The 11,809-nt window shown below is 50.2% G+C and carries 11 protein-coding genes and 1 tRNA gene; 6 read left to right on the plus strand and 6 right to left on the minus strand.

Annotation, left to right across the window (positions count from 1 at the left end):
* Positions 1 to 8 precede the first annotated feature (8 nt).
* Positions 9 to 1,526 carry an extracellular solute-binding protein gene (locus ACJMNB_RS03850; RefSeq protein WP_405339171.1) on the minus strand — a complete coding sequence of 506 codons (1,518 nt, stop codon included), beginning with the start codon at positions 1,524 to 1,526 and terminating at the stop codon, positions 9 to 11.
* A 298-nt stretch (positions 1,527 to 1,824) separates the two neighbouring features.
* On the opposite strand from ACJMNB_RS03850, the gene ACJMNB_RS03855 reads away from it, so the two are divergent.
* The 6 genes from ACJMNB_RS03855 to ACJMNB_RS03880 all read left to right on the plus strand — a co-directional run bounded on the left by ACJMNB_RS03855 (position 1,825) and on the right by ACJMNB_RS03880 (position 7,521).
* Positions 1,825 to 2,259, plus strand: coding sequence for a DUF3332 family protein (locus tag ACJMNB_RS03855; RefSeq protein WP_405339173.1), 435 nt, complete (start codon positions 1,825 to 1,827; stop codon positions 2,257 to 2,259).
* A gap of 69 nt (positions 2,260 to 2,328) precedes the next feature.
* Positions 2,329 to 3,033: a tetratricopeptide repeat protein gene (locus tag ACJMNB_RS03860; RefSeq protein ID WP_405339175.1), complete on the plus strand. Its 705-nt coding sequence runs from the start codon at positions 2,329 to 2,331 to the stop codon at positions 3,031 to 3,033.
* On the plus strand, positions 3,030 to 4,202 hold the full coding sequence (locus ACJMNB_RS03865; protein ID WP_405339177.1) for a serine/threonine protein kinase: 1,173 nt from the start codon (positions 3,030 to 3,032) through the stop codon (positions 4,200 to 4,202). The genes ACJMNB_RS03860 and ACJMNB_RS03865 overlap by 4 nt, the downstream gene beginning before the upstream one ends.
* A gap of 22 nt (positions 4,203 to 4,224) precedes the next feature.
* Positions 4,225 to 5,679 carry a sigma-54 interaction domain-containing protein gene (locus ACJMNB_RS03870; RefSeq protein ID WP_405339179.1) on the plus strand — a complete coding sequence of 485 codons (1,455 nt, stop codon included), beginning with the start codon at positions 4,225 to 4,227 and terminating at the stop codon, positions 5,677 to 5,679.
* A gap of 87 nt (positions 5,680 to 5,766) precedes the next feature.
* Entirely contained in the window at positions 5,767 to 6,207 is a 441-nt protein-coding gene (locus ACJMNB_RS03875) for a hypothetical protein (RefSeq protein WP_405339181.1), read from the plus strand.
* A gap of 27 nt (positions 6,208 to 6,234) precedes the next feature.
* Entirely contained in the window at positions 6,235 to 7,521 is a 1,287-nt protein-coding gene (locus ACJMNB_RS03880; RefSeq protein ID WP_405339183.1) for a hypothetical protein, read from the plus strand.
* Between the two features lie 29 nt (positions 7,522 to 7,550).
* On the opposite strand, the gene ACJMNB_RS03885 is transcribed toward ACJMNB_RS03880, so the two are convergent.
* From ACJMNB_RS03885 to ACJMNB_RS03905, 5 genes are all read right to left on the minus strand, one after another.
* A tRNA-Ala gene (locus ACJMNB_RS03885) sits at positions 7,551 to 7,623 on the minus strand.
* 60 nt (positions 7,624 to 7,683) lie between these two features.
* Entirely contained in the window at positions 7,684 to 8,688 is a 1,005-nt protein-coding gene (locus ACJMNB_RS03890; protein WP_405339185.1) for a polyprenyl synthetase family protein, read from the minus strand.
* A 13-nt stretch (positions 8,689 to 8,701) separates the two neighbouring features.
* Positions 8,702 to 10,642, minus strand: coding sequence for a DNA topoisomerase (ATP-hydrolyzing) subunit B (gene gyrB / locus ACJMNB_RS03895; protein WP_405339187.1), 1,941 nt, complete (start codon positions 10,640 to 10,642; stop codon positions 8,702 to 8,704).
* A gap of 59 nt (positions 10,643 to 10,701) precedes the next feature.
* Complete coding sequence (locus ACJMNB_RS03900) at positions 10,702 to 11,028, minus strand: DUF721 domain-containing protein (protein ID WP_405339189.1); 327 nt, start codon at positions 11,026 to 11,028, stop codon at positions 10,702 to 10,704.
* On the minus strand, positions 11,028 to 11,801 hold the full coding sequence (locus ACJMNB_RS03905; protein ID WP_405339191.1) for an MlaE family ABC transporter permease: 774 nt from the start codon (positions 11,799 to 11,801) through the stop codon (positions 11,028 to 11,030). Before ACJMNB_RS03905 ends, ACJMNB_RS03900 begins: the two co-directional genes overlap by 1 nt.
* Between the last annotated feature and the right edge of the window lie 8 nt (positions 11,802 to 11,809).

The raw sequence follows: 11,809 nt of genomic DNA on the forward strand, positions 1-11,809 counted from the left end.
AAAGCTTGTTATTTCTTGCGCTTGCGGAGGAAGGCGAACAAGAACCCGAGGACAAGCATGACGACGAATACGAAGGGAGCCTTCTTCATGTTGCTGTCGATGGCTCCGTTGGTGGATTCCTTGGCGACTTCTACTTGAGGCTTGCTTTCTTCGTTAATCTTGTTCCAGGCGGCCTTGAATTCGGCTGCCGTCATAATATTGGTTGTCGGGTAGTTCAACTTTTTGTCGATTTCCACCGTGAAATTCTTGAATATCTCGTACAGCTTGTCTTCGGAATAGAGCGACGGAATTTCCATCTGTTCCCAAATGGCGCTGAACAGGGTGTTGAGTTGCTGTTCCAGTTCGCCCCATTCAGGAATGGCCACGTAGGCGCGACCGGTTTCAAGGGCGCGAACCAACACGCGGTATTCTTCGTCTTCGGCCCAAGTCTGCAACACCTTTCTAGAGGGCGGCAACAGGCCAATCTGCTTGGTGTAGGCGTCCAGGTTTTCGTCTTCGGTCAAGAAGAGCAATAGGTCAAGAGCTTCTTTGCGTTTGTTGTTTGCCGGAATGGCGAGGTTTGAACCGCCGATAAAGCTGACGCTTCCGACCTTGCCCCTAGGAATGGGAACCACAATGACGCTGTCGGAACCGATTCGGGCGTTGGAAAGGCCACCCATGTTTCCGTGGAAACGCGTCTGCATTACAATTTCTGAAGTGCTTACAATAAAGGCGAGCTCGCCATTGTTGAATCTCTGGGCAATTTGAGCAGTGTTGGTTTGCAGGGCTTCGGGGCTGACCAGCGTATCCATAATGAAGTGAAGGTAACTGGAAATGCCGAGAAGGGTCTCTTCAGAAAGGATGTTGGCATGCCACTTGCCGTCTGCGTCTTTCTTGATGAACGAACCGCCGTTGCTCCAAATCCAGGGGGCAAAGTTGTGAGGAAGGTTCCAGTCGCTCCGGCCTGGGAATGCGTAGCCCCTTACATGGGCGCCGTCTTCAAGAACTTCGTCTTTGTCGTTGATCTTGCGAATGGCGTTTTTGAAGCCTTCGTAGGTCTTGATAGAATCTTTGGTAATGCCGTGTTCTGCAAGAACGCGCTTGTTTGCAAGGATTGCACGGATATCGATAAACCATGGAACGGAGTAGATGGTCGTGTCTTCGTCAATATGGGTTGTGTTCCAGCTGACAGGTACAAATCTTTCGGGCTGAATGTTTGTAAGGTAGCTGTTCAGTGGCTTAATTTCTTTACGAGACGCGAAATACGGAATCCAGGTGGTTCCGAGCTGCAAAACGTCCGGTGCGGGTTGCTGGCCGGCAAGGGCCTGGGAAATACGGGTCCAGGCTTCGCCCCAGTCGAGCACTACGACGTTGGTACGAATGCCAGTCTTCTTGGTGTAAATTTCAAGTCTCTTTTCCAGGATTTCTTGCGGAGAGGCCCCGTTGGGCATAATCCAAACTGTGAGGGGCTTTTGTTTGGGGGCGGCTATGGCTGCTGTCGAGGCAAGCGCCAACGCCAGAATTGAATTCATAATTCTATTCATCATTGTACCCATGAACTTCTCCTTTCTTATCCGAATCGTCATGACAATCCGAATGTTAAAATAACAAAAAAATGATAAAAGTGAAATTAAACACCTCAACGAAACCCTTGAAAGATAGTCCAAACTGGAATAAAAAGGCAAAAACGGCCTAAAAAAGTAAACAAAACTAAACAAAAGTGTCTCGTTGTGACGAAAATCAAAAAAAGATAAATTTTTAAAGTCATCTCACCAAACAATCATTTTTTAGTTATATTTTTCTTGTCGTAAGAAAACGATAATCAACCCTTAAGGAGTTAATAAAATGAAAAAAGGTATCATTACCCTTCTCTGCGCCGGCATGATCGTTCTTTCCGGCTGCTATGGCAAGTATGCATGCTTCAACAAGCTGCTCGCATGGAACGGCACTCTTGGTAACAAGTGGCTCAACTCCATCGTTCACTTCGGCATGTGCGTGATCCCGGTTTACGGTATCGCTATGTTCGTAGACTTCCTGGTTCTCAACACTGTCGAATTCTGGACTGGCTCCAACCCGCTCGCTTCTGGCGACTCCTACTATGAAAAGGACGCTCAGGGCAACGAAATCGCCGCTGTCAAGAATGCTGACGGTTCTATGACTGTCGAAATGACCACTGCTGCTGGCGAAAAGGCTGTCATGACTCTCCAGCGCGACGAAAACGTCATCCGCGCTCTTGACGCCGAAGGCAACGTTGTTGCTCAGCGCGAACTCGACAAGTAATTTCTTACTTGTTTGAATTTGAGGGGCCTTGGCTTTTGCCAAGGTCTTTTTTTTATATATATTTAAGTCATGCTTGGGCGTGTTTGCCATATAACGATTGTGTTGTTCGCGTTTTTATTGATGTCCTGTGTCAAGGATGACATCAAGCGTGGTAACGATGCCTTGCGCATTGGCGACTATGAACGCGCCATCGCCAATTTTTCTAAAGCCCTCGATGTAGAACCTGCCAACCGCGACGCCCGTTACGGGCTGGCCCTTTCTTATTATGCTGAGGCGGAGCAGGCGGACCGTTTCAACGATTCATCCTTTGATCGTTGGAGTCGTGCTGCCCGCGAATTCAATATTCTTTATGGCCTGGATAGCAGCGGAAACATCGATGCCAATTATTCCACGTGCCTGTTCTACCTGGCCCGAGCCACTTTGAACCACGACGCGTCTGCGAATGTACTTCCCCTATTGGATAAATCTATACAACTGGATAGCCTAAACTATTTTAGCTATAACTTGAAGGGCTTGATTCTCGCTCAGAGCAATGCCCCCGGTGACTTGAATAGCGCAAAGAATATTTTCATCCATATCGTGACGCGGGAACCGCAATTCATTTCGGCATACATTAACTTGGGTAATATTTACTGGGACGAAGGCGATGTGGAATCGGCCTGGGATACTTGGTCTGCGGGCCTGCAGAAGGCCCCGACGAACAACGCCCTGATTTACTGGACCCAGGTGGCTGAAGATTCCTTGAAGTCCATGGTACTTTCAGGTAGACTATGAGCGTAAAAGGCGAAAAGTCTACGGTAAGCATTCTGGACAAGGCATGCGATTGTGCCTTGTTGCACCGTGGCGGCGAAGCTGACGTCTACGAACTTGGATGTGGCGAAGACCGTTATGCCTTAAAATGGTATCATGAAGGATTCCGCTATGATGCTTCGGTTATAGAGCGTCTCAAACATTTGAATATTTCGGGATTGTACCGTGTTCGGGAATCCGGGGTACGCGAAAATACGCCGTACCTGGTTTATGATTTTCTTGATGGAGTCTGCTCGGCAGAGGTTCCTGCCATGCCTGTGGCGGTGGCGTTGCAATTACTTCGGAATCTGGTGCAGACTTTGGTTTCGTTGGATAAAGAAAATATCCATCATGGCGATATTAATCCTGCCAATGTCATGCTCTGCAAGTCCGGGCAGCATTTGCAGGCGGTACTGATTGATTGCGGTATCGTTGGGCCGGGAGCCTTGGCTTACGCCGCGCCGGAACGTTTTCAGGGGAAGCCTGCCAGTGCCAAAAGTGATCTTTATAGTCTGGGAATGCTTTTGTTCCGCTGGGTTGCGGGGCAGGACTTGCTTGATTCGCAGGACTACAATGAAGTTGCTGCCCAAGCCTTTGCCATAGATTCAATCGATGTTTCATCTTGTTTGTACGAAATGGACTGCTGCAGTGCGTCTGAACTTTCTGCCCTTTCGTCTTTGTGGAAAGTCCTTTTGCGCTCCGATTCCGAGAATCGGGTGGAAGATTTTGACGAACTGGACGAACTTTTGGAAATCGCTCTGGATTCCATGGGGGTAGGCGAAGTGACCGCACAGACGGCCCTGCAAAAATTTGCCATGGGCTTGTTTGACGAAAAAACGGGGCGAAAATTCCCGGCGGGGGAATCGACATCCCTCAAAATGGCGTTTCCATACAAAAAACGCGATGGGCAAAGTGCAAAAAATAAATTGAAAATGGCCATTTTTGCCCTTTTTGGACTTATATTATTCGTAATGGTGTTTTTTGTCTGTGTTGGAACCAAAAGTCCCGACATCGACGAAACGGGAAATCTGTTGCTTCAAAAATCAAGAAGCTTGGAATCGGTAGAATCGGGAATTGAAAAATCCTCAAAATCCGTTGCCGATACAGTCCCTCTTGAAATGTTGAAGGATTTGCCTACGCCAGCCCAGGAATAGTTTGTTATTTGAGAGGTTTCGAATGAAGTCTGAATCGATGCTGGCTACAGAAAAGATGCTGGATGTCGTAAAAATCTTGTTGGACGAAGTCCAGCCGGAATCTCTTTTTGTGAAAATCCTGGAAGTTGCCAAGAATGTATTGCATGCCGATGCCGCCGTTCTTGATACCGGTGGCGAAAACGCCCTTCATTTGAGCAATCCCGAAAATGTGAGTATTTCTATCTCGGCCGTAAAACAGGCTAAACTTGAAAAGAAGGCGGTGGTTTGGAACCAGCTGGATGACGATTCTGCAGACCTTTCGAAATCCATTGTGCAGAACCAGCTCACTAGCATTATGGTGTCGCCCTTCCGCACGCCCGAAAGTGAAGCCGGCTACTTATACTTGCAGCGAGCCGCCCGCGAAGAACCGTTTACCGATGATGACAGCGCCCTGTTCGATTCCTTCGTGATGGTGTGCGAGAAGTTTGCTTTTGCCGCCTTTGACCGTTTGCGTGACAAGGAATCCTTGAATATACTAAGGAATGTAATTCGCAAAGACGGCATTGTGTATTCCAGCAAGGTCATGGCGGACTTGATTGCTCTTGCGGACAAATTAGCGGGGCTGCCCATGCCGGTTATTATCCGTGGCGAAACGGGAACCGGTAAAGAAGTCATTGCTCGCTACATTCACAGGCATAGCCCCCGTGCTGACAAACCTTTTATCGCCGTCAACTGTGGCGCCATTCCGGAACACCTGATGGAATCCCTTTTGTTCGGGCATACCAAGGGCTCTTTTACGGGAGCGCTGGAAACCCGCAAAGGATTTTTCGAAGAAGCTGATGGCGGAACCATCTTCCTTGACGAAATTGGCGAACTGCCCATGAATATGCAGGTAAAGCTTTTGCGCGTGCTGCAAGAAAAGCATATTACCCGTGTGGGCGACAATCGTGAAATCCCGGTGAATGTCCGAGTCATCAGCGCAACCCATGTGGATCTGGAAGAAGCGGTGAAGGCGAAACGCTTTAGGGAAGATCTGTACTTCCGCATTCAGGTGATGCCGGTAGTGATGCCTGCCTTGAGGGACCGTGGACAGGATGTGGTTCTTTTGGCCGAAGAATTCTTGACCCGTTATGGGGCCGAATATGGCCGAGGCAAATACCACCTGAGCCGCAATGCAGAAAAGGCTATGCTTGGTTACCATTGGCCGGGCAATGTCCGCGAACTTGAAAACAAAATCCAGAAGGCCTTGATTCAGGCGGTGCATGGGGTGATTCAGCCCAAGGATTTGGGACTGGACGACGCCCAGGCGATGCTCAAGGATTCTCCGAGAACCTTGAAAGAAGCAAGGGAATGCGTGGAGCGTGAGGTCATTGGTCGTGCTTTGGCCGATAGCAATGCCAACCTGACGCTGGCTGCAACGATTTTGGGGATCGACCGCAAGGTTCTCCGCGAAATCATGGAACGTTTAGGGATGAAAAAGGAAGACTTTAAAAAATAGTTTTATATATTTTGGGTACTGCCCGGCAAGAATTTGCCGGCAAAGGCCCAAAAGGACGGTTGGCACGGAATTTGCAAGAGATTGAGTATGAAAAAGGCTACTCTCATAACGACAATCATGATGGCTGCAGCGCTTAGCTTCGCTGCTCCGTCTTCTGTGCGTCCGGAGTCATCTGTCCCGACCCCCGCCGAGAATAAGGAAATTTCGCGAGAAATGCCCAATCTTGGTGCGAAGGAAAGCGCAGATTGGCAGAAATTGCGCGCAGAACGTCGTGCAGCCCGAGAGCAAATTCTTACGGACTTGCGCAACAGTTCCGCTGCCGAGAAGAAAAATATTCGCCAGGAAGTCTCGAAAAAACGGGACGAAAGGCCTCGCTTTGAGGGGGAATTCCCAAAAAATCAATCTCGCGAACATCGTCCATTTTATGAGCAGCCAGGGTCTCATCAGATGAATCCCATGCGAGATATGCCTCAAGGTCCGGGTCCGGCTTCTAATCCAAAGATGCCGATGAACCGTCCTCACCGCTAGATGCGTTTCATTGCAATAGTGCTATTGATGCTTTCGTCTTTGCTTTTTGCCGAGACGCAAGAATCTGTGTACTATCGCGCCATGAAGGCCGAAGAAGCTGGCGATGTGTCTGCCGCCTTGGCCGCCTTCGAAGAAGCGGTTGAAATTCCTGGCCCCTATACTCAAGAAATTCGCGAAATCATTGATGAATACAATAAGGCCTTGGGCTCCACTGCGGTTATAAAAAGTCCTTGGTCCCTTCGTTTTTTAGGTGATTTAAGCTTTTATAGTCTGCATTATAGCGAATTTGGTAGTGTAAACGATGTTAGCGAAAATGGGGGCGGCCTCTTCTTTTCGTTAACGCCCTTTATCGACTATTCTACGGACGACTGGATTCACTCTTTCGGGATTGGATTCTCGGGTGACCTTTTTATTTCAAATAAAGATATGCCTGCGCTGGATACTAACGACTGGGATGTTTCCCTAGGCTTGGAGTATTCGTTGGTAGGGCGGTCCCTGATGCTTGATGTGGGGGCTGACATAAAGGTGGTTGAGGGGGCTCATGTTTATTCAGACTTTTTCGCCTGGGTGGAACGGGATTTCTACAGGTTCGAAAAACAGAGGCTTGGCGCCGCTGCCTGGGGCTATTATGATCCCGATGGACCTCTCTCTTTTGCCTTGTATGGAGCCTGGCATAGGACTGAACCCTATGGGTTTAATGGATCTGTCTACGTGGGAGCTCGCTTTGAAGCCGATTCTGTAGTCGATTATGTGGGCTATCTTTCGGCCTATAAAAAGGCTCTTGAAGACGCGGAAGAGAACGAAGAAGAAAACTTCGATTATCCTGGTAACTATCCGATGAATTGGGGATGGAATGGTCAAAATCCTATGGCTGCATGTCTGGAAGCCTACGGGTCCGAATGCTATGGCTGGAATATCGGAAAGATTGATTCCATGTATTGGGCCCAACAGGGGGCTTCTCAAAATACGGAATCTTCGGTGGATGTCGCTGTGCCTAGGTATTATGCAAAATGGCTTGGCCCAACCATTCGTTCCAGGGTGTCCTACAAGTTCAAACGCAATATAACGCTTGAAGCCAAGTTGAATATGTTTTATGGATTTGTGCTGGATGGCCCAGATGAAGATTACGAAAGCATGAATAAATTCAACGCCTCTTGGGGAGTGACGGCTTATTGGAAACCCAGTATGGTTACAGTTTATTTGGGTGTAGAGCAGATTTATAAACGTTATGATTTGCCGATTTATTACTTGGGAATATATCCCAGGAATACATTGCTTTCTGAACTTAAAGCCGGTATTAAGTGGGAAATATAAAAAGGCCGGAAGATGTTCCGGTCTTCTTATGGAGATAGTGGGAGTCGAACCCATGACCTACAGATTGCGAACCTGTCGCTCTACCAACTGAGCTATATCCCCAGGATGTAGGCGCAATATAACTTATTTTACGCCCATTGGCAAGTCGTGCGCTTTTCGGGACTAGTTCCCGCGGCTATCCATGGAAGAAAACATCTGGATGATTTCTTCGGTAAAGAGGGAACCGGGGAGACTTTGTGCAATTTCGAGAGCCTTTTCAATATGGTCCTGGGCGCTGGCCTTGGCCTTCTTGAAAGCGTCTTTTGCGTTTAGCTTTTCGATAATCTTTTCTGGCACTCCGGCCTGGTCCGCTTGAGCGATAAGCGATTCCATATCGGCGCGTTCCTGTGCGTTGCTGCTATCGAAGTAATAGAGAAGCGGGAGCGTAATCAGGCCGTTGCCCAAATCGGTAAACTTGGCCTTGTCCAGGTTCTTGCTGCCGAAGCCGTAATCCAAGAGGTCATCCACAATCTGGAAGGCGATGCCGAAGTGGCTTCCCATCTGGGCGCAGCTGTCGATAAGCTTTTTGTCGAATCCGGCGAGAATGGCTCCGATGCGGGCGGCGCCTGCAATCAGGGCTGCGGTCTTGCCATCGATAATGCGGTCGTATTCTTCGAACGAAAGACGCATGTTTCCGGATTGGTCCAGCTCCAGGATTTCGCCGGCGATTAATTTGTCTGCGGCCTTGGAAAGGATGGTGGGAATATCGTGAGACTCTTCGTCAATGACGCATTGCATGGCCTGCGAAAGAACGTAGTCGCCAATCAACACGGCCACTTGCGTGCCCCATTCCTTATGGGCGGTTTTTTGTCCGCGGCGAATGTCTGTGCCGTCGATGATGTCGTCGTGCACAAGGCTTGCCAGGTGCAAAAGTTCGATGCCTGCACAAGCGTGAGCTACGCGCAGAGGTTCGGGCTTTTGTGCACCGCTTTGTGCAATCAGGCAAAGAAGGGTGGAACGGATGCGTTTTCCCTTGCGCTGGAACAGGGTTTCCAGTCGTTCGCCAATGCCGGCGGGGGCGTTCTTAGCTACTCCGAAAATAACCTTTTCGGTGAGTTCCAACTGTTCTTGGACGAGTGCTCGTGCCTGAGTCAGCACGGTCTGAAATTCTGCCTTGGTCGGAGCCATTAAATAATCACCGTTAGATATCCAGGTCGTTCAAGACCTTGTAGGCGTTAGATTCGATGAACTTGCGGCGCGGTTCCACGTCTTCACCCATGAGCATGCTGAAGATCTGGTCGGCAGCCACGGCGTCTTCCACGTAGCACTGCTTGAGGAAACGCTTGGACGGATCCATGGTGGTTTCGGAAAGCTGTTCCGGCGACATTTCGCCAAGACCTTTGAATCGGCTCACCGTCACGTTCTTCTTGTCTTCCAGCTTGGCCATGGCTTCGTCCTTGTCCTTTTCGTCGAACAAGTAGGTTTCCTTGGTGCCGACCTTCAGCTTGAACAGAGGCGGCATGGCGAGGAACACGTGGCCTTCGTCAATGAGCGGACGCATGTAGCGGAAGAAGAAGGTGAGAAGCAAAGTCTGAATATGGGAACCGTCCACATCAGCATCGGTCATGATGACGATCTTGTTGTAGCGGAGCTTTTCGAGCTTGCATTCGGTGCCGAGACCGCAACCGATGGCGTTCACCAGGTTCTGGATTTCTTCGGTGTCCAGCACGCGGTGGAGGCTTGCCTTTTCCACGTTCAAAATCTTACCGCGCAAGGGGAGAATGGCCTGGAATTCACGGTTACGGCCCATCTTTGCAGAACCACCTGCAGAGTCACCTTCCACGATGAACAGTTCGCATTCCTTCGGGTCGCGGCTGGAGCAGTCGGCGAGCTTGCCCGGCAGGCCGCCGCTTTCGAGAACGTTCTTGCGGCGGGCGAGGGTGCGTGCCTTGTGGGCCGCTTCGCGGGCCACGGCGGCGTTGTAAACCTTGTCCAGAATAATCTTGACGGCAGCCGGGTTTTCCTGGAAGTATTCTTCCAGCTTGGCACCGAAGGCGGAGGCGACATAGCCTGCGATTTCGGAGTTGCCCAGCTTGCGCTTGGTCTGGCCTTCGAACTGCGGCTGCGAGACCTTAATGGCAATCACTGCGGTCAAGCCTTCGCGAATATCGTCGGCGGTAATGGTAATGTCTTTCTTGCCCTTGGGCATTTCTTGCGCGAACTTGCTGATGACGCGGGTGAGGGCCGTCTTGAAGCCCGTCACGTGAGTACCGCCATCGTAGGTGTTCACGTTGTTCACGAAGCTAAAGAAGTTTTCCTGGTAGCCGTCGTTGTACCACATGGCTACTTCCAGCGGATACTGGCCTTCGGGGAGCACCAGGTGGATCGGGTCCTGGAACAGCTTGGTGCGGTGTTCGTCCACGTAGCGCACGAATTCAGACACACCACCCGGATAGCAGAACGTATCGGTCTGCTTGTTTTCGGGATCGCGTTCGTCGGTAAGAGTCAGGCGAAGACCGCTCATGAGGAAGGCTAGTTCGCGGAAACGGGTGGCCAGCGTGTCGTACACGTAAACGGTTTCGCTAAAGATGGTGTCATCCGGATAGAATTCAACGGATGTACCGGTGGTGCCGTCGCTTTCGCCCAAGTCTACCTGCGGACCGCAGGGAACGCCTCTAGAAAATTCCTGCTGCACCACGCGGCCGTTACGGCGCACGGTAACAACCAGCTTGTTGGAAAGTGCGTTCACGCAGCTCACGCCCACGCCGTGCAAACCGGCAGAGACCTTGTAGGAGCTGTTGTTGAACTTACCACCGGCGTGGAGCTTGGTCATCACGACCTGGATGGTACCCACCTTTTCCTTGGGGTGAATATCTGTCGGAATGCCGCGGCCGTTATCGGTGACGCGGATACCGTTACCCGGCAAAATGGCGATTTCAATGTGAGAGCAGAAGCCGGCCAAGGCTTCGTCCACGGAGTTGTCCACCACTTCCCATACCAGGTGGTGGAGACCGCGGATGTCTGTTGAACCGATGTACATTGCCGGGCGAACACGCACGGCTTCGAGGCCTTCCAAAACGGTAATGCTAGAACCGCTATAGTCTTCTTCGGCCTTTTTCATTTCTTCAGATTCTTCTGCCATTTTTTACCTTGTTTTCTTCTTCTAAATTCTTGATGTCCGGGAGCCTTTTTGACATGCTTTTAAATGAAAAGAATGTTCTTTACAGAGGGCTTCCCGAGCAATAAATTACACTTGTCAATAATAGCTTTTTTTTGCAGGAAAAGTTCCTGTTTCCATGCGGAACTATCGCACTTTAGCGTCAAAATATTCTTGTCGAATTTGGCTATTTGCACATGGGGTTTTACCAGCGGTCCCACTATAGTTTCGAGGCCTTCGGACAGCTTCTCGAGGGCCATTTCGTCGGTAATATGGGACTTGTCCAGGACCATCTGCAAAAGCACGCTGATGTCTTCGGGATCCTTGCCACAAACGGGCTTCCCGCGCTTTTTGTGATTGGGGTTGTTCATTAAAGCAACAGCAACTTGGAAAGCACGAAGCCGCCAATCAGGATGCTTGTCATGCCGGCCACCACAGTGGCCTTGGTGCTCTTACCTACGCCTTCGGCGCCGCTATGGGTGGTAAAGCCAAAGTAGCAGGCGTAACTTGCGATAAAGTAGCCGTAAAGGGTTGCCTTGATAAGGCCCACCACCAAGTCCCAGTTCTGGTAGAACATGCGCACTCCGTAGAAGAATACGGCGAAGGAAACGTCCTTGTAAAGGTGCGCCACTTCGTAACCACCTACGATACCGATAAAGATACTGATGATCGTAAGGGTCGGAAGCATGATGATTGTCGCTATCAGACGGGGGGCAAGCAGAAACTTGTAGGGACTAAGTCCTAATACTTTGTATGCATCAAGCTGCTCGGTAACGGCCATGGTGCCCAGTTCCGAACACATGGAGGCTCCAATTCGTCCTGCAAGCACCATTGCGGTAAGAATGGGGCAGAGTTCCACCATCACGGACTTACCCACGGCCATTCCCACAAACATCAAGGGGATGATGTCTGCAAACTGGTAGGCGAGCTGCCATGCCATAATGGCGCCTGTAGCAAGGGAGGCGGCCACCACCACGGGAATACTGGTGAGCCCCACATGCTGCATCTGTTCTACAGTGGTGTGGAAGTTGCTGAAGGCGCCCGGAATACTCTTGAAAAGCTGCCAGACAAAGTGGAGGTAGCTTACTACGGTATGCAGAAATTTCCGGTTGAATCTACCCAGACTTTCTGCAATTCTGTTCATGACGGTAA

This window comes from Fibrobacter sp. (genome assembly GCF_045131395.1).
Lineage (GTDB): Bacteria > Fibrobacterota > Fibrobacteria > Fibrobacterales > Fibrobacteraceae > Fibrobacter.

Coding starts and splice junctions, on each gene's coding strand:
- ACJMNB_RS03850 (WP_405339171.1), bottom strand. CDS start 1,526: ATGATGAATAGAATTATGAATTCAATTCTGGCGTTGGCGCTTGCCTCG.
- ACJMNB_RS03855 (WP_405339173.1), top strand. CDS start 1,825: ATGAAAAAAGGTATCATTACCCTTCTCTGCGCCGGCATGATCGTTCTT.
- ACJMNB_RS03860 (WP_405339175.1), top strand. CDS start 2,329: ATGCTTGGGCGTGTTTGCCATATAACGATTGTGTTGTTCGCGTTTTTA.
- ACJMNB_RS03865 (WP_405339177.1), top strand. CDS start 3,030: ATGAGCGTAAAAGGCGAAAAGTCTACGGTAAGCATTCTGGACAAGGCA.
- ACJMNB_RS03870 (WP_405339179.1), top strand. CDS start 4,225: ATGAAGTCTGAATCGATGCTGGCTACAGAAAAGATGCTGGATGTCGTA.
- ACJMNB_RS03875 (WP_405339181.1), top strand. CDS start 5,767: ATGAAAAAGGCTACTCTCATAACGACAATCATGATGGCTGCAGCGCTT.
- ACJMNB_RS03880 (WP_405339183.1), top strand. CDS start 6,235: ATGCTTTCGTCTTTGCTTTTTGCCGAGACGCAAGAATCTGTGTACTAT.
- ACJMNB_RS03890 (WP_405339185.1), bottom strand. CDS start 8,688: ATGGCTCCGACCAAGGCAGAATTTCAGACCGTGCTGACTCAGGCACGA.
- gyrB (WP_405339187.1), bottom strand. CDS start 10,642: ATGGCAGAAGAATCTGAAGAAATGAAAAAGGCCGAAGAAGACTATAGC.
- ACJMNB_RS03900 (WP_405339189.1), bottom strand. CDS start 11,028: ATGAACAACCCCAATCACAAAAAGCGCGGGAAGCCCGTTTGTGGCAAG.
- ACJMNB_RS03905 (WP_405339191.1), bottom strand. CDS start 11,801: ATGAACAGAATTGCAGAAAGTCTGGGTAGATTCAACCGGAAATTTCTG.